The organism is Curtobacterium sp. MCBD17_026, from assembly GCF_003234895.2.
In the GTDB taxonomy this organism is placed as follows: Bacteria; Actinomycetota; Actinomycetes; order Actinomycetales; family Microbacteriaceae; genus Curtobacterium; species Curtobacterium flaccumfaciens.
Genome location: NZ_CP126281.1, coordinates 2,070,066 through 2,086,967, shown reverse-complemented (window position 1 = coordinate 2,086,967; position 16,902 = coordinate 2,070,066). Strand labels below are relative to the sequence as shown.

General features: G+C 69.3%; 16 protein-coding genes. 13 read left to right on the top strand and 3 right to left on the bottom strand.

What is annotated here, in order from left to right; genetic code table 11:
- The first annotated feature begins 6 nt into the window (after window positions 1-6).
- Window positions 7-507: a transcriptional regulator NrdR gene (gene nrdR / locus DEI85_RS09840; RefSeq protein ID WP_111123953.1), complete on the top strand. Its 501-nt coding sequence runs from the start codon at window positions 7-9 to the stop codon at window positions 505-507.
- Window positions 504-1,580, top strand: a complete 1,077-nt coding sequence (locus DEI85_RS09835; protein ID WP_111123954.1) for a quinone-dependent dihydroorotate dehydrogenase — start codon at window positions 504-506, stop codon at window positions 1,578-1,580. Before nrdR ends, DEI85_RS09835 begins: the two co-directional genes overlap by 4 nt.
- A 140-nt stretch (window positions 1,581-1,720) precedes the next feature.
- On the opposite strand, the gene DEI85_RS09830 is transcribed toward DEI85_RS09835, so the two are convergent.
- Window positions 1,721-2,296, bottom strand: a complete 576-nt coding sequence (locus DEI85_RS09830; RefSeq protein WP_110860179.1) for a DUF3043 domain-containing protein — start codon at window positions 2,294-2,296, stop codon at window positions 1,721-1,723.
- Window positions 2,297-2,348: 52 nt separating this feature from the next.
- Here DEI85_RS09830 and DEI85_RS09825 point away from each other — a divergent pair, with 52 nt between their 5' ends.
- The 6 genes from DEI85_RS09825 to DEI85_RS09800 all read left to right on the top strand — a co-directional run bounded on the left by DEI85_RS09825 (window position 2,349) and on the right by DEI85_RS09800 (window position 9,123).
- Window positions 2,349-3,800, top strand: coding sequence for a dipeptidase (locus tag DEI85_RS09825; protein ID WP_111123955.1), 1,452 nt, complete (start codon window positions 2,349-2,351; stop codon window positions 3,798-3,800).
- Window positions 3,801-3,858: 58 nt separating this feature from the next.
- Window positions 3,859-4,227, top strand: coding sequence for a HesB/IscA family protein (locus DEI85_RS09820; RefSeq protein ID WP_110860183.1), 369 nt, complete (start codon window positions 3,859-3,861; stop codon window positions 4,225-4,227).
- Between the two features lie 292 nt (window positions 4,228-4,519).
- The gene (ctaC, locus tag DEI85_RS09815; protein ID WP_110860185.1) at window positions 4,520-5,422 is read left to right on the top strand and encodes an aa3-type cytochrome oxidase subunit II; all 903 of its coding nucleotides are present in this window, start codon (window positions 4,520-4,522) and stop codon (window positions 5,420-5,422) included.
- An 11-nt stretch (window positions 5,423-5,433) separates the two neighbouring features.
- On the top strand, window positions 5,434-7,170 hold the full coding sequence (ctaD, locus tag DEI85_RS09810; RefSeq protein WP_250893043.1) for an aa3-type cytochrome oxidase subunit I: 1,737 nt from the start codon (window positions 5,434-5,436) through the stop codon (window positions 7,168-7,170).
- Between the two features lie 4 nt (window positions 7,171-7,174).
- Window positions 7,175-7,591 carry a cytochrome c oxidase subunit 4 gene (locus tag DEI85_RS09805; protein ID WP_110860187.1) on the top strand — a complete coding sequence of 139 codons (417 nt, stop codon included), beginning with the start codon at window positions 7,175-7,177 and terminating at the stop codon, window positions 7,589-7,591.
- 158 nt (window positions 7,592-7,749) lie between these two features.
- A complete protein-coding gene (locus tag DEI85_RS09800) occupies window positions 7,750-9,123 on the top strand; it encodes a glucose-6-phosphate dehydrogenase (protein WP_110860189.1) in 1,374 nt (457 codons plus the stop codon).
- Window positions 9,124-9,333: 210 nt separating this feature from the next.
- Here the strand turns inward: DEI85_RS09800 and DEI85_RS09795 are convergent, their stop codons facing one another.
- A complete protein-coding gene (locus tag DEI85_RS09795; protein WP_111123956.1) occupies window positions 9,334-11,250 on the bottom strand; it encodes a glycoside hydrolase family 15 protein in 1,917 nt (638 codons plus the stop codon).
- A 78-nt stretch (window positions 11,251-11,328) separates the two neighbouring features.
- The gene (locus DEI85_RS09790) at window positions 11,329-12,393 is read right to left on the bottom strand and encodes an App1 family protein phosphatidate phosphatase (RefSeq protein ID WP_111091094.1); all 1,065 of its coding nucleotides are present in this window, start codon (window positions 12,391-12,393) and stop codon (window positions 11,329-11,331) included.
- Between the two features lie 138 nt (window positions 12,394-12,531).
- Between DEI85_RS09790 and DEI85_RS09785 the strand changes: the two genes are divergently transcribed.
- From DEI85_RS09785 to DEI85_RS09765, 5 genes are all read left to right on the top strand, one after another.
- Window positions 12,532-13,179: a TetR/AcrR family transcriptional regulator gene (locus DEI85_RS09785; RefSeq protein ID WP_111091095.1), complete on the top strand. Its 648-nt coding sequence runs from the start codon at window positions 12,532-12,534 to the stop codon at window positions 13,177-13,179.
- Window positions 13,180-13,407: 228 nt separating this feature from the next.
- The gene (locus DEI85_RS09780) at window positions 13,408-14,334 is read left to right on the top strand and encodes an ABC transporter ATP-binding protein (protein WP_071248155.1); all 927 of its coding nucleotides are present in this window, start codon (window positions 13,408-13,410) and stop codon (window positions 14,332-14,334) included.
- A complete protein-coding gene (locus DEI85_RS09775) occupies window positions 14,331-15,047 on the top strand; it encodes an ABC transporter permease (protein WP_111123957.1) in 717 nt (238 codons plus the stop codon). The genes DEI85_RS09780 and DEI85_RS09775 overlap by 4 nt, the downstream gene beginning before the upstream one ends.
- Complete coding sequence (locus tag DEI85_RS09770) at window positions 15,044-15,772, top strand: ABC transporter permease (protein WP_111123958.1); 729 nt, start codon at window positions 15,044-15,046, stop codon at window positions 15,770-15,772. The genes DEI85_RS09775 and DEI85_RS09770 overlap by 4 nt, the downstream gene beginning before the upstream one ends.
- A complete protein-coding gene (locus DEI85_RS09765; protein ID WP_111123959.1) occupies window positions 15,769-16,692 on the top strand; it encodes an ABC transporter substrate-binding protein in 924 nt (307 codons plus the stop codon). Before DEI85_RS09770 ends, DEI85_RS09765 begins: the two co-directional genes overlap by 4 nt.
- Window positions 16,693-16,902 lie beyond the last annotated feature (210 nt).

The window sequence follows — 16,902 nt, the reverse complement described above, 5'->3', positions numbered from 1 at the left end:
AACGACATGTTCTGCCCCTTCTGCCGCCACCCGGACTCCCGCGTCGTCGACTCACGGACGAGCGACGACGGAACCTCCATCCGCCGCCGTCGTCAGTGCCCCAACTGCGGTCGACGGTTCTCGACCACCGAGACCGCATCGCTCAACGTGGTGAAGCGCAACGGTGTCACCGAGCCGTTCAGCCGCGACAAGATCGTCTCCGGCGTGCGCAAGGCGTGCCAGGGACGCCCGGTCACCGACGGCGACCTGGCCGTGCTCGCCCAGCGCGTCGAGGAGACCGTACGGTCCTCCGGATCCAGCCAGATCGACGCGAACGACATCGGCCTCGCGATCCTCGCGCCCCTGCGGGAGCTCGACGAGGTCGCCTACCTGCGGTTCGCGAGCGTCTACCAGGCGTTCGACTCGCTCGAGGACTTCGAGGACGCCATCGGCCAGCTCCGCCGCGACCACCACGGGGCATCCGACGCGGCCGCCGAGTCGTCCGCACCGTCCGGCACGCGCGCGTGAGCGGCATCGCCGAACGGATCGTGCGCGGCGGGTACCGCGTCGTGTTCCGCTCCGTGTTCGCGAACATGGACCCGGAGCGCGCCCACCACCTCGCGTTCGCCGTCATCGCGGGGCTGCCCCGCGTGCCGTTCCTGAGCGGCGTCGTCGAGCGGTACTGCCGTCCGGCGGCGGCCGACGGCGTCACCACGATGGGCATCCACTTCCCGTCGCGCTTCGGCCTGGCGGCCGGGTTCGACAAGGACGCCCGCGGCATCGCCGGTCTCGGCCTGCTCGGCTTCGGCCACGTCGAGGTCGGCACCATCACCGCCAAGCCGCAGCCCGGCAACGAGCGCCCGCGCCTGTTCCGGCTGATCGGCGACCGCGCCCTCATCAACCGCATGGGCTTCAACAACCACGGCGCCGCAGCGGCCGCCCGACGCCTCGAGCGCGCCCGCCGCAACCCCGGCCGACCGGTCATCGGCGTGAACATCGGCAAGAGCCGGGTCGTCGCCGTCGAGGACGCCATCGACGACTACCTCGAGTCCACCCGTCGGCTCGCCACGTTCGCGGACTACCTGGCGGTCAACGTCAGCTCGCCGAACACGCCCGGCCTGCGCGGACTGCAGGAACTCGACCAGCTCCGACCGCTGCTGTCCGCGGTGCGTGACGCCGCCGGCCGGACGCCGGTGCTCGTCAAGATCGCACCGGACCTGACCGACGAGCAGATCGACGCGATCGCGGGCCTCGCGGTCGAGGTCGGACTGTCCGGGGTGATCGCGAACAACACGACGATCTCCCGCGACGGCCTGACGGCCGATCCGTCCGACGTCGAGGCGATGGGTGCCGGGGGCCTCTCCGGTGCGCCGGTCGCCGCTCGCTCGCTCGAGGTCCTGCGACGCGTCCGCGCCGCGGTGCCCTCCGACTTCTGCGTCATCGCCGTCGGTGGTGTGACCACCGAGCAGGACGTGCAGGACCGCATCGACGCGGGAGCCACGCTCGTGCAGGGCTACACGGCGTTCCTCTACGAGGGACCGACCTGGGCCGCGCGCATCAACCGGCTGCGCCGCCGGCGGCTGCGTCTCGCCGCGCGGTAGACGCGACCACCTGACGGACTGGAGGCCCGTGGCGACACCGCCACGGGCCTCCAGTCCGTCGTGTGGGTGCGGGAACGACGGAGTGGAAACGACGAAGCGCCGCCCGGCATGCCGGGCGGCGCTTCGTCATGTGTGTGTGGCTAGAGCGTGGGGTACTGCCCACGCCGGACCTGGGGCTTCGGCAGCCGCAGGAAGCGCAGCTGCCAAGCCCGCGTGAGGATGTAGAGGAACGTGCCGCGCTGGAACTCGCCGAACTTGGTGGTGAGCTTGCGGCGGAGCGACAGCCACAGCACCACGCAGTCGATGATGAACAGGGCCACGAACGCCCACACCAGCAGGAGCGAGTAGGACGCGATCACGGTCTGCGCGGCCGCGAACCCGACGATCAGGAACAGCACGAGCACGGGCATCATGACCTCGCCGACGTTCCAGCGGGCGTCGATCCAGTCGCGGACGAAGCGTCGCTGCTCACCGCGGTCCTTCGCCGGCAGGTAGCGCTCCTCGCCGTTGGCCATGCCGACCCGGGCACGCTCGCGCTCCGAGTTGAGACGAGCGCGGGCGGCCTTCTTGTCGACCGGCGTGTTGCCGACGAGGGGGCGGCGGTTCGCTGCCTCTCGCTCGCGGCGGGACGGCGTGGGGCGGCCCTTGCCCTGCTCGAGGAGCTCGGCCTCGGTCGGGTTGACGGTCGTGTTGGTCTTGGGGGCTGCCTTCGCCACGGTGCGTTCCTAACGGCGGTGTGCGTGCGGGATCTCCTCTAGATTACCGGGCATGACCGACAGCGAACAGCACAGCCCCGCGACCGACCCTGCGCTCCTCGACGCCCTGCGCGAACACGTGCAGGGGGCGCTGCCCACGACGATCGCCGACCTGTCCGCGCTGGTGCGCCTGCCGTCGGTGTCCTGGTCGGCCTTCGACCCGGCGAACGTGCGCGCGAGTGCCGAGGCCGTCGCGGACCTCGCCCGGTCGACCGGGGTGTTCGGCGCGGACGACGTCCGGATCGTGCGGTCCGCGGTGTCCGGCTCGACGGCCGACGTCGCCGAGGCCGACGCCGAGACCGAACTGGGCCAGCCCGCGGTGCTCGCGGTGCGCCCGGCGCGGAACGGCAAGCCGACGGTGATGCTCTACGCCCACCACGACGTGCAGCCGCAGGGCGACGAGGCCCTGTGGGAGACGCCGCCGTTCGAGCCGACCCTGCGCGGTGACCGCCTGTACGGCCGCGGGGCCTCGGACGACAAGGCGGGCGTGATGACGCACATCGCGTCGCTCCGCGCGGTGCACGCCCAGTTCGGTGACGACCTCGACCTCGGGATCGTGCTGTTCGTCGAGGGCGAGGAGGAGTTCGGCTCGCGCTCGTTCCGCACGTTCCTGCGCGAGCAGAAGGAGCACCTCGCCGCCGACGTCATCGTCGTGGCGGACAGTGACAACTGGTCGACCGAGGTGCCGTCGATCACGGTCTCACTGCGCGGCAACGTCACCTTCAAGCTCACCCTGACCACGCTCGAGCACGCCAGCCACAGCGGCATGTTCGGGGGAGCGGCCCCGGACGCGATGATCCCCATGGTGCAGCTGCTCGCCTCGCTGCACGACGCGGACGGTTCGGTCGCCGTCGACGGGCTGACCTCGTACGAGGCCGACGTGCCGGAGCGCACCGAGGACGAACTCGCCGTCGACGCCGCACTCGTCCCCGGTGTGCGCCCGATCGGCACCGGCGCCGTGCTGTCCCGCATGTGGTTCCAGCCGTCGATCACGGTGACCGGCATGGACGTGCCGAGCGTCGCGAACGCCTCGAACACCCTGCTGCCCACGGTCTCGGCACGGGTCTCGGTCCGCGTCGCCCCCGGCCAGGACGCCAGGCAGGCGTACGCGGCCGTCGAGCGGCACCTGCGCGAGCACGTCCCGTTCGGTGCACGGATGGAGATCACCGAGCCGGACAGCGGCGACGGGTTCCTCGTCGACACCGCTGGCTGGGCCGTCCAGGAGGCCCGCACGGCCATGCGCGAGGGGTGGGGTGCCGAGGCGGTCGAGCAGGGCATCGGCGGATCGATCCCGTTCGTGTCCGACCTCGCCGCGGAGTTCCCGGACGCGCAGATCCTGGTCACCGGCGTCGAGGACCCGGACACCCGTGCCCACAGCCCGAACGAGTCGCAGCACCTCGGTGTCCTGCACCGTGCCATCGCGTCGGAGACGATCCTGCTCGCCAGGCTCGCGACGCGCAGCTGAGGGTGCTTACAATCGACGCCAGGCGCGGTGACCAGCACCGCCCGGAGGGAGACGCGCGATGAGCGACACCATCACCGGAGCACCGGCGACTGAAACGCAGTCGCACGGCGTCCTCCTGAGCGACGCCGCTGCCGGCAAGGTGGCGAGCCTGCTCGAGCAGGAGGGCCGCGACGACCTGCGCCTGCGCCTCGCCGTCCAGCCCGGCGGCTGCTCGGGCCTGATCTACCAGCTGTACTTCGACGAGCGCCTGCTCGACGGCGACGTCACGGCCGAGTTCGACGGGGTCGAGGTCGTCGTCGACAAGATGAGCGTCCCGTACCTCGACGGCGCGACGATCGACTTCGAGGACACGATCCAGAAGCAGGGCTTCACGATCGACAACCCGAACGCGCAGGGCAGCTGCGCGTGTGGTGACAGCTTCCACTGATCATCAGCGATCCGACACGCGAGCGGGGAGCGACCGGAACGGTCGCTCCCCGCTCGCGTTCGTGTGACCGGACGTGGCGCGCCGGGGCGCGGCGCGACCGGGCGGAATCGGGCCCGCCGGCGTGCGGATCGAGGCCAGAACCGTGTCGTGTGTGCGCGAGCGGTACCGAGCTGCGAGTAAGCTAGGAGTGTTCCAATCAAGCTGGGAGCCAGCCATGCGCCGCCTTCGTGCGGCTCGCCGTCGGACTCGACGGGCTGACCTCCGAAGCTCACGTCTTTTGCGAGAGGTAACAGTGCGTTCGAATCGCCGTATACGTTGGGCGGCCGTCCCGGTGGCCGTCGGTCTGGTCATCGCACTGGCTGGCTGCACGCAGCAGCAGATGAACGGATGGCTCCCCGGCACGGAGGAGACGAAGAACGTCACCAACCACACGAGCCGCATCGTCGGCCTGTGGACCACCAGCTGGGTCGTTCTCCTCGCCGTCGGACTCATCGTCTGGGGCCTCGTCATCTGGGCAGCGATCGTCTACCGCCGCCGGAAGGGCCAGACCGGCCTGCCCGTGCAGATGCGGTACAACATGCCGCTCGAGATCTTCTACACGATCGTGCCGCTGATCCTCGTGCTCGGCTTCTTCGCCTTCACCGCGAAGGACCAGGCCGCGATCGAGAAGCCCTTCGCCGACCCCGACGCCACCGTGCACGTGTACGGCAAGCGCTGGGCGTGGGACTTCAACTACATCAACAAGGACAACCCCGAAGAGAGCGTCTACTACCAGGGCATCCAGGCCCAGGAAGAAGAGAACGCCAACGGGGCGATCGACGAGTCGCAGCTGCCGACCCTCTACCTGCCGAAGGGCAAGAAGGTCGCGATCGAGCTCTCATCGCGTGACGTCGACCACTCCTTCTGGGTCATCGACTTCCTCTACAAGAAGGACATGCTCCCGGGCAAGACCAACTGGGAGTACTTCATCCCGGAGAAGCTCGGCACGTACCAGGGCAAGTGCGCTGAGCTCTGCGGTGAGTACCACTCGCTGATGCTCTTCCAGGTGAAGGTCGTCACCCCGGCGCAGTACCAGGACTACCTCGACACCCTGAAGGACCAGGGCAAGGTCGGTCTGCTCGGTGACGAGTACAACACCAACTCCAACGAACCGAACAACAAGGCGCCGGTCGAGGCGTCCAGCGAGAACAAGTAGGGGCTCGTCAGATGACAACGTCACTCGTCGGCCAACCGACCCAGACCTCGTCGCCGGACTTCCAGGCGTCGAAGGTGGGTCGGAAGGGCAACATCGTCGTCCGGTGGATCACCTCCACCGACCACAAGACCATCGGGTACATGTACCTGATCGCGTCGTTCATCTTCTTCCTGCTCGCAGGTGTGATGGCGCTCGTGATCCGTGCCCAGCTCTTCGAACCCGGCCTGCACGTGGTCGCGACGAAGGAGCAGTACAACCAGCTGTTCACGATGCACGGCACGATCATGCTGCTGATGTTCGCGACGCCGCTGTTCTCCGGCTTCGCGAACGCGATCATGCCGCTGCAGATCGGTGCGCCCGACGTCGCCTTCCCGCGACTCAACGGCTTCGCCTTCTGGCTCTACCTGTTCGGCTCGCTCATCGCGGTCGGCGGCTTCCTCACCCCGCAGGGCGCAGCCTCGTTCGGGTGGTTCGCCTACGCGCCACTGAGTGACACGACGTTCACACCAGGGCTCGGCGGCACACTCTGGGTCTTCGGGCTCGGCATGACCGGCTTCTCGACGATCCTCGGCGCGGTGAACTTCATCACCACGATCATCACGATGCGTGCCCCGGGTCTGACCATGTTCCGCATGTCGATCTTCACGTGGAACACCCTCGTGACGGCGCTCCTCGTCCTGATGGCGTTCCCGGTCCTCGCGACGGCGCTCTTCGGCCTCGGGCTCGACCGCGTGTTCGACGCGCAGATCTTCAACCCGGCCAACGGCGGGGCCCTGCTCTGGCAGCACCTGTTCTGGTTCTTCGGGCACCCCGAGGTCTACATCATCGCGCTGCCGTTCTTCGGCATCGTCTCCGAGGTCTTCCCGGTGTTCAGCCGCAAGCCGATCTTCGGGTACAAGACCCTGGTCTACGCGACGATCTCCATCGCGGCCCTCTCGATCACGGTGTGGGCGCACCACATGTACGTCACCGGTGGCGTCCTGCTCCCGTGGTTCTCGCTCATGACGATGCTGATCGCGGTCCCGACCGGCGTGAAGATCTTCAACTGGGTCGGCACCATGTGGCGCGGTTCGGTCACGTTCGAGACCCCGCTCCTCTGGGCCCTCGGCTTCCTCATCACGTTCACCTTCGGTGGTCTCACCGGCGTGATCCTGGCGTCGCCGCCGCTCGACTTCCACGTGTCCGACTCGTACTTCGTCGTGGCGCACTTCCACTACGTGGTCTTCGGCACCGTCGTGTTCGCGATGTTCTCGGGCTTCTACTTCTGGTGGCCGAAGTGGACCGGCAAGATGCTCAACGAGCGACTCGGCAAGATCCACTTCTGGCTCCTGTTCATCGGGTTCCACACCACGTTCCTCATCCAGCACTGGCTGGGCGTCATCGGCATGCCGCGTCGTTACGCGACCTACCTGCCGAACGACGGTTTCACTTGGATGAACCAGCTGTCGACGATCGGCTCGATGATCCTCGCGATCTCGTTCCTGCCGTTCATCTTCAACGTCTACGTGACCGCCCGGAACGCACCGAAGGTCGCCGTGAACGACCCGTGGGGCTACGGCCGTTCGCTCGAGTGGGCGACCTCCTGCCCGCCGCCGCGCCACAACTTCACGTCGATCCCGCGCATCCGTTCGGAGTCCCCGGCCTTCGACCTGAACCACCCCGAGGCCGGTGTGCCGATCGGTGTCGGTCCCGCGAAGGACGCCCCCGATGCCCCGACCTACGACGCCGCGAAGGGCGAGGTGAAGTAAGGCCATGCGCGCGAACACCAACCTGTTCTGGATCCTCTTCGGGTTCTTCATCCTGGCGGACGCCGCCTACACGATCTGGGCGCTGATCTACTACGGCGAGCCCGAGTGGGTGGGCACCGTGGCGATCGGCCTCACCGGCCTGATGTCGGCGTTCATCGCCTTCTACCTCGGCAAGGTCATGTCGTCCCAGGGCGGGGTCCTGCCCGAGGACCGCCCCGACGCCAACATCGAGGACGGCGACGCCGAGCTTGGGCACTTCAGCCCGTGGTCCTGGTGGCCCATCCTGCTGGCCGCCGCGGTCGGCGTGTGCTTCCTCGGCGTGGCCGCCGGCCTGTGGATCGTCCCGATCGGGCTCGTCCTCGTGGCGATCACCCTGGTCGGTTGGGTCTACGAGTACTACCGCGGCAACTTCGGGCACTGACCCGGCGCTGCAGCGCACCTGACACTTCGGGCGGCACCAGAACGGTGCCGCCCGAAGTGCGTCCAGGAGACGAACTCCGGTCCCGATCCGGAACAAACGGGCCCGCCCGCGACTTGACTGGAGCGGACCTCCCACCACAGCGAAAGGAGTCACCTCAGGTGACCGACAAGCGCACCCTCATCATCTTCGGCGCGACGGGCGACCTCGCCTCCCGCCTGCTCCTGCCGGGCCTCGGCACGTTCCTGCAGAGCGGCCGTGCAGTCCCCGTGCAGCTGATCGGCACGGGCCGCAGCGAGCGCAGCCCCGAGAAGTGGAAGGACATCGTCACGCAGTCCTTCGCGTCGCAGGACGTCAAGGGGCCGGAGGTCGACGCGACCATCGAGTCGACGCAGTTCATCCAGGGCGACCCCACCGACCCGAAGCACCTCGAGGCGCTCCTGGCCGCGGCCGAATCCGAGCCGATCCTGTACTTCGCCCTCCCGCCGCAGATCGCCTCCGACATCTGCGAGGCGCTCGAGCACGTCGAGCTCCCCGAGGGCACGACCCTGGCCTTCGAGAAGCCCTTCGGCACCGACGTCGCCAGCGCCCAAGCCCTCAACGAGACCGTGCTCAAGCTCGTCCCCGAGGACCGCGTGCACCGCACCGACCACTTCCTCGGCCGCACCACCGTGCTGAACATCATCGGTCTGCGCTTCGCGAACCGCCTGTTCGAGCCCATCTGGAACGCCGAGAACATCGAGAAGGTCGACATCTTCTACGACGAGACCCTCGGTCTCGAGAACCGCGCCCAGTACTACGACGAGGCCGGCGCGATGGTCGACATGATTCAGTCGCACCTGCTGCAGATCCTCGGCCTGGTCACGATGGACGCCCCGGCCGCGATCGACGCGGTCGAGTTCCGCTCGTCGCTCGCCCGGGTCCTGCGCTCCACCCGCCTCAAGGGCGACGACGCGAAGATCGCCTCGCGCCGCGCGGTCTACACGGCCGGCACCATCGACGGCAAGGAACTGCCGTCGTACCAGGAAGAGGACGGCGTCGACCCGTCGCGCAAGACGGAGACCCTCGCCGAGATCTCGGTCGAGGTCGACACCGCCCGCTGGGCCGGCGTCCCCTTCACGCTGCGCTCCGGCAAGGCCCTCGGCGCCAGCCGGAAAGAGGTCCTGATCACCTTCAAGCCGGTCACGCGCCTGCCCTCCGGTCTGAGCGGTCGCCCGAAGACCGACACCCTGCGCATCGTCCTGAACCCGGACGAGATCGAGCTGTCGGTGTCGGCCAACGGCGGTGGCAACCCGTTCGAGATGGGACAGGTCACCCTGTCGTCGTCGTTCAGCGACGGCGAGCTCACCCCGTACGGCGAGGTCCTGAACGGCATCTTCCACGACGACCCGCTGCTCTCAATCCGCGGTGACGTGGCCGAGCGCTGCTGGGAGATCGTGGAGCCGGTCGTCGCCGCCTGGAAGGCGGACGAGGTCCCGCTCGAGGAGTACCGCGCCGGTTCGCGCGGCCCGGCGGACTGGGAGTCGTCGTCCTGACGGACGCGTTCCCGACGTCCTGAACGGACGCACGGACGGACGGGAGGCCCGGTGCCAGCTGGCACCGGGCCTCCCGTCCGTCGTGGGGTCGCCTTCAGGGCATCGCAAGACGCCGTCGTGTCATCGTGACGCCGCCGGATCCTGCGGCGTCTCGGCGGCTTCGAGGCGTCGCGCGAAGACGACGGCGTCTTCAGGGCGTCGAGCGGGACGTCAGGCGGGGGAGCCGGCGCGCTCACCCTCGCCCGTCCACGACCGCGTGCCACCGTCGTGGACGGGCAACCGCGTGCGGTGCCCGACGGTCGCGCCACGTGCGCGCTCGATGGCGTCCGCTGCCGACACGAGCGTCAGGTGCGACAGCACCTGCGGGGTGTTGCCGATGTGGTGCCCGGTGGCGACGTCGATCTCCTCGGAGAGCATGCCGACGTCGTTCGCGTACCCGACGAGCACGTCCATCAGGCGTTCCGCGTCCTCGACCCGGCCCGAGGCGGCGTACTGCTCCACCAACCAGAACGAGCACGCCAGGAACGGGTGCTCGGCGCCGGACAGCCCGTCGAAGCCGGCCGTCGTGCGGTAGCGGAGCACGAGGCCGTCGTCCCCGACGCGCAGGTCCTCCTCGATGGCGCGCACGGTGCCCGTCATCCGGGGGTCGTCGGCGCGGCAGAACCCGACCTGCGGCAGGACGAGCAGGCTCGCGTCGACCTCGTCGGTGTCGTAGTGCTGGCGGAACGAACCGCGCGCGGCGTTCCAGCCGTGCTCCTCGATCTCGGCGCGGACGGTGTCGCGCAGGGTGCGCCAGCGGTCGACGGGGCCCGCGAGGCCGAACTCCTCGACCGCGGCGACCCCGCGGTCGAACGCGGCCCAGATCATCACCCGCGAGTGGGTGAAGCTGCGCCGCGGGCCGCGCATCTCCCAGATGCCGTTGTCCGGCTCCTGCCAGTGCTCCTCGACGTAGCCGAGCAGCGCCCGCTGCAGCGCCCAGGAGTCGGCGTTCTCCTCGACACCGAGCTCGCGGGCGTCGTGCAGTGCCGCGAGCACCTCGCCGAAGACGTCTCCCTGGTACTGCGTCGAGGCCCCGTTGCCGACGCGCACGGGCGTCGACCCGAGGTACCCGGGCAGGTCGGGCAGTTCCCGTTCGGGCAGCTCGCGTTCGCCGGCGATGCCGTACATGATCTGCACGTCGGCGGGGTCACCCGCGATCGCGCGCAGCAGCCAGCCACGCCAGTGCGTGGCCTCGTCGCGGTAGCCGTGGGCGATGAGCGACGCGAGCGCGAGGGAGGCGTCGCGTAGCCACACGTAGCGGTAGTCCCAGTTGCGTTCGCCGCCGGGGTCTTCCGGCAGGCCCGTGGTCGCGGCTGCGACGACGCCACCGGTCTCGCCGTGGGTCATCGCGCGGAGGAACACCAGCGACCGTCGTGCGGCGTCGGCGTACCGACCGGTGGTCTGCGCTGGGGCGGTCCACGCCGTCCACCACTCCACCGTGTGGGCGAGGGCCGCGTCGACGTCGAGCGGCTCCGGAGGTTCGCGATGCGAGGGGTACCACGTGAGCACCGTGTCGAGCACGTCGCCGTCGTGGACCGTCGTGACGGCGGTGTGCCGGTGGTCGTCGGCGCGGAACTGCGGCCCCCGGACGATCACCGAGCCCGGACCGGCCGTCGCGAGCAGCGCCGGTTCGTCGTCGTCTCCGATCTGCCGGATCCACGGCAGGGCCCGCGAGTAGTCGAACCGGATCCGGAGCGTCTGCCGGAGCTCGACGGTGCCGCGGAGCCCACGCACCCGCCGCACGATCGAGGGGCGGTGCGCTCCGACGGGCATGAACTCGGTGACCTCGACCACGCCGTCACGGGTGGTCCAGACGGTCGAGAGCACCAGGGTGTCGCCCTGGTACCGCCACTCGGCGGTGGCGTCACCGTCGACGGGCCGCAGCGTCCAGTGCCCGTGGTCCTCGATGCCGAGCAGCGAGGCGAAGGTGGACGAGCTGTCGAAGCGCGGCAGGCACGCCCAGTCGATGGTCCCGTCGCGGCCGACCAGGGCAGCGGTGCCGGTGTCGCCGATCAGGGCGTGGTCCTCGATGCGGTTCGGCGGTGTGTGTGGTGCGGCTGGGGGTGGTGCGGCCGGCTCGGTGCTCATGGACCGATCGAACACCCGATGCCCGAGCACTGCGGTCGGACGAAGGGACTCCGGGCCGAGATCGTGATGAAGGGTCGCTCAGGCCGGGTCGGAGGCGTCGGACTCGATGATGCCGACGCGCGCGAGCTCGCTCCACAGGCCGGCGCCGTCCGGCGCGTACACCCAGGGCGCCGACGAGTCACGGGAGCGTTCCTGCGCCCGCGATCGACCACCGGCCAGGACCGCTTCGCTCGTGGACAGCTGCCGGATGGCGACGCCCGCGACGTTGTCCGGGTGCTCCCGCGAGAAGTCGCCGTAGAGGGTCTCGTCGTGCTGTCCGTCGTCGCCGACCAAGAGCCAGCGGATGTCCGGGAAGTCCTTGGCGAGCCGCCGCAGGTTCTCCTGCTTGTGCAGTTGACCGCTGCGGAAGAACCGGTCGTGGGTGGGACCCCAGTCGGTGAGCAGGAGCGTGCCGGACGGGTACATGTTGCGCGACAGGAAGCGCTGCAGCGTCGGGGCGACGTTCCACGCTCCGGTCGACAGGTAGACCGTCGGGGAACCGGGGTGCTGCGCGAGGATCCGCTCGTACAGCACGGACATGCCCGGCACCGGGCGGCGGGCGTGCTCGGTCAGGACGAACGAGTTCCAGGCGGCGAGCATGGGGCGGGGGAGCGAGGTCACCATGACGGTGTCGTCGATGTCGGACAGCAGCCCGAAGCGGGTGTCCGGGTGCACGACGAACACGTCGGCCTCGACATCGCGCCCACCGCCTGCCGACAGCCGCACTGTGCGCCAGCCGGGCTCGAGGTCGATCGGGACGATGGTGTCGACGACGCCGCCACGGTCGGTCTTCACCACGTGGGAGACGCCGCCGGCGGTGACGGTGACCTCGGCGTGGTCGACGGCGACGCTCGTGAAGCTCTTCCAGCCGCGGACGCCGGCGTAGGAGACGTCGGAGGCGAGACCGCGGCGCGTCAGCAGCACACGGCAGAGGATGCGCACCCAACCGGGCGCGCCGTAGCCGGTGTACGGGACCACCGTGGGCACCAGTCCGCGACGGCGTGCACGGTGCTCGCGGAACTCCTGGACGGCGTCCTCGATGCGGGCCGCGCGGTGCAGGAGCGGCTCGGCCAACGACGGCTCGTGGGGCGTCGGGTCGGGCATGGCGTCATCATCCCATGGACGGCTGACGAATCCGCGCGCTGGGCGGAACTGGTGAGTCGCAGCCACGTTCCAGGCGGGTTCTGCGAAAGTTGTCCCCGTCACACCAACCAACCGCGCTGGAGCGCAAGAGGAGAACACGTGCTCGTCACCGAGGTAACGAACGCTCTGCCGGGGGGATCATCACTGCTCAGGAACGAGCCGGTCCAAGCCCGCAGTTCGGCGCGCCTCGCCGGCCTCCTCGACGCCGCAGCCGCGGTGATCGACGAGATCGGGTTCGAACGGCTCACGACCGCCATGGTCGCCGAGCGCGCGGGGGCGTCGATCGGCACCGTCTACCGGTACTTCCCGGACCGCATCGCCGTGGTCGAGGCACTCGCGATCCGCTGCACCCAGCGGCTCGCCTCCCGCTTCGTCGAGGTGCTCGACGCCAGCGGCGCCGAGACCTGGCAGGACGCCAACGACGCGCTCATCGACATGACCGCCGAGATGTACCGCACCGAGCCCGGCTTCCGGGCCATCCGCTTCGGCGATCCGGCGGACACCGGCACGGGCGATGCCGAGGACCGCATGGGCGCGCTCGGCGCGACCGTCGGCCAGATCATGCGAGACCGCTTCGGCCTGCCGGACGACGAGCGCATCGCCCGTGCCTGGGTCGTCCTCGCGGAGTCCGGTCACGCGGTGCTGGCGCGGGCGCACCGCGACCGCGAACACCCCGACACGGAGCTGATCGAGGAGTACCGCCGGATGAACCGAGCGCACCTGGAATCGGTGATCGCCGCGTCCTGACCACCCAGTCAGCCGGCGCGACACGCCGGTGACCGATCCGATCCGCCCGCGCCTCCGAACACCGAGGCGCGGGCGTCGTCGTCCCCACCGAACCCGTCGAGCCCGTCGGCATCCCCGCCGCCCTGCACACCGCCGCGGGTCCGTCACGGATCGTCACAGCGAACCGATGTTGGCACCCCCGGGTACTCTCATCCGGAGTCGGGCTACCTCCGAACAGAAGGGCACCCCATGATCGAGTTCCGCTCGGTGCGCAAGACCTACCCGGACGGCACGACTGCGGTCGAGCACTTCGATCTGGTCATCCCGTCCCGGACCACCACCGTCTTCGTCGGATCCAGCGGCTGTGGCAAGACCACGCTGCTCCGCATGATCAACCGCATGGTCGACCCCACCTCCGGAACCGTCGAGATCGACGGCTCGGACGTCGCCGGGATCAACCCCGTCGAGCTCCGTCGCCACATCGGGTACGTCATGCAGAACTCCGGACTGCTGCCGCACCGCAAGGTCGTCGACAACATCGCGACCGTCCCGCTGCTGACCGGCGTCTCCAAGGCCGACGCGCGGAAGCGCGCCCTCGAGCTCATGGACACCGTCGGGCTCGACCGTGCCTTCGCCGACCGCTACCCGTCACAGCTCTCCGGCGGCCAGCAGCAGCGCGTCGGTGTGGCCCGCGGGCTGGCCGTCGACCCGAACATCCTGCTCATGGACGAGCCGTTCGGTGCGGTGGACCCCCTGGTGCGGAACGACCTGCAGGACGAGCTCATCCGCCTGCAGCGTGAACTCGGCAAGACCGTCGTGTTCGTGACGCACGACATCGACGAGGCGTTCAAGCTCGGCGACCAGGTCGTCATCCTCAAGAAGGGCGGCGAGATCGCCCAGCAGGGGACGCCGGCCGAGATCCTCGCCGCGCCCGCTGACGACTTCGTCGCCACGTTCATCGGCGCCGGCCGCGGGCGCCGCGCACTCCGTGTCGAGCAGACGCCGACGGGTCCGATCGTCGTCGACGGTGAAGGCCGCGCGGCCGGCGTACTGACGGGTCCCGTCGGGGTCGTCGACGCCGCCGAGGCCGTGCCGCAGTCCGACGCTCGAGCAGCAGAGGCCGGAGCGTCGCACGACGCACCGGGTGCTCCGGCGCAGGGTGGGGGCACCCGGTGAATTGGGTGCTGGCGAACCTCGACACGATCTGGGACAACACCCTCTCCCACCTCGCGATCGCGATCCCGCCGATCATCGTCGCGTTCCTGCTGTCGATCCCGATCGGGTGGCTGGTGGTCCGGCTGCAGCGGCCCGGCGGGTCGCGCTTCGCATCGGGTGTGGGCAGCAGCATCGTGACCCTCGCCGGTCTGCTCTACGCCATCCCGTCGCTCGCCCTGTTCGTCGCGCTGCCGAGCATCATCGGCACGGACCTGCAGAGCCCGATCAACGTCGTCATCGGCCTGACGCTGTACGGCCTCGCACTGATGGTCCGGTCCACGGTCGACGGGCTGACCTCGGTCGACTCCGAGACCAAGTCCGCCTCGACCGCGATGGGCTACTCACCGGCGCAGCGGTTCTTCCGTGTGGAGCTCCCGCTCGCCGGTCCGGTCCTGCTGGCCGGGCTCCGGGTGGTGTCGGTCTCCACGATCTCGCTGACCACGGTCGGCGCGGTCCTCGGCATCCCGAGCCTCGGCCTCCTGTTCACCGACGGCCTGGGGCGCGGGATCTACGAGGAGATCCTCTCCGGCATCGTGATGGTGCTCGTGCTCGCCTTCGCCCTCGACGGCCTCCTCGTGCTGCTCGGGCGCCTGGTCATGCCGTGGACCCGGACGAACTCGGTGTCACGCCGACAGGCCCGCCGGGTCCTGCAAGCAGCGGAGGTCTCCTCGTGATCATCGGACAGGCCTTCGCGTGGGTGTTCGACTCCGCGAACTACGGCGGCTACAACGGCATCCCCCAGCGCCTCTGGGAGCACGTCTGGATCACCCTGCTCGCGGTGCTCATCGCCGCCGTCATCGCCGTGCCGGTCGGGTACGCGATCGGCCACACGCGCCGTGCTCGTGGCTTCTCGATCGCCGTGTCCGGCGGGGTGCGGGCGCTCCCGACGCTCGGCGTGCTCTCGCTGTTCGGGCTGCTGCTCGGCATCGGGCTGCAGGCTCCCTTGCTCGCCCTCGTCATCCTGGCGATCCCGTCGGTGCTCGCAGGTGCGTACTCCGGCATCGAGTCCGTCGACCCGGTGGTCGTCGACGCCGCGAAGGCCCAGGGCATGACCGGCTGGCAGATCCTGTGGAAGGTCGAGATCCCGCTCGGGCTCCCGCTCCTGATCGGCGGCATCCGTGCCGCTGTGCTGCAGGTCGTCGCGACGGCCACGCTCGCCGCGTACGTCGGGGCCGGTGGCCTCGGCGGGTACTTCTTCCTCGGCCTGAAGACCCAGGACTACGCCGAGATGCTCGGCGCCTCCATCCTCGTGATCGCCCTCGCGATCGCGTTCGAGATCGTGTTCGCCGTGCTGCAGCGGGCGGCGGTGCCGAAGGGCACCGCGGACCCGTCGGCCCGACAGCGTCAGGGGTCGCGTGAGCGAGCCCGCAATCCACTCCCGGAAGGAAATCCCTCGTGATCACAGCACCCAAGATCCGCGCCGGTGTCGCCGCCGCGATGGCGGTGGGCGTCGTCGCCGCCCTCGCCGGCTGCGCGTCGAGCGACCCGCTCGACAACGGCTCCAGCGACTCGTCCGACTCGAAGACCATCGTCGTCGGATCGCAGCAGTACTACTCGAACGAGATCATCGCCGAGCTCTACGCCCAGGTCCTCGAGAAGGACGGCTTCGACGTGAAGCGCAACTTCAACATCGGGCAGCGTGAGGTCTACATCCCGCAGCTCGAGAAGGGCGCCATCGACGTCATGCCCGAGTACAGCGGCAACCTGCTGCAGTACTTCGACAAGGACTCGGACGCGAAGACCGCCGACCAGATCGACGACGGGCTCGACAAGGCCCTGCCGAAGGGCCTCCGGGTCCTCGACGAGGCCGACGCGACCGACCAGGACAGCTACACCGTCACGAAGAAGTTCTCCGAGGACAACGACGTCACGAGCCTCGCCGACCTGAAGAACGTCGACGAGAAGCTCACCGTGGGGGCCAACTCCGAGAACCAGACGCGGCCGTACGGGCCGAAGGGGCTCAAGTCGGTCTACGGCGTCGACGTCGACTTCAAGGCGATCGAGGACGGTGGTGGCGCCCTGACGGTCAAGGCGCTCAAGGACGACACCGTCCAGCTGGCGGACATCTACACGGCCGACCCGAGCATCAAGGCGAACGGCTTCGTCACGCTGAAGGACCCGGAGAACCTGATCCTGCCGCAGAACGTCGTGCCGGTCGTCTCGAAGAAGGTCGACGAGAAGGCTGCGGACGCGATCGACTCGGTCAACGAGAAGCTCACGACCGAGGCTCTGATCGAGCTCAACACCAAGAGCACGGCCGACAAGGAGAAGGCGTCCACCATCGCCGAGGACTGGCTCAAGGCCGAGGGTCTGCTCTAGCACCTGGCGGAAAGTAAAACGACAGGCGTCGGGTATCTACCCGGCGCCTGTCGTCGTTCACGGAGTGGCCAGCGCGAACATCGGTTCCGCACGGTTGTGCCGTGCAGAGGCTGTGCACGTTTGTGCACAGGGCGGTTCTACAAGTTGTCGAACTGGGGCGCGGCGCGATAGCGTTTGTGGTGTCCCAAGGGCTGTGACACCTGATGTATC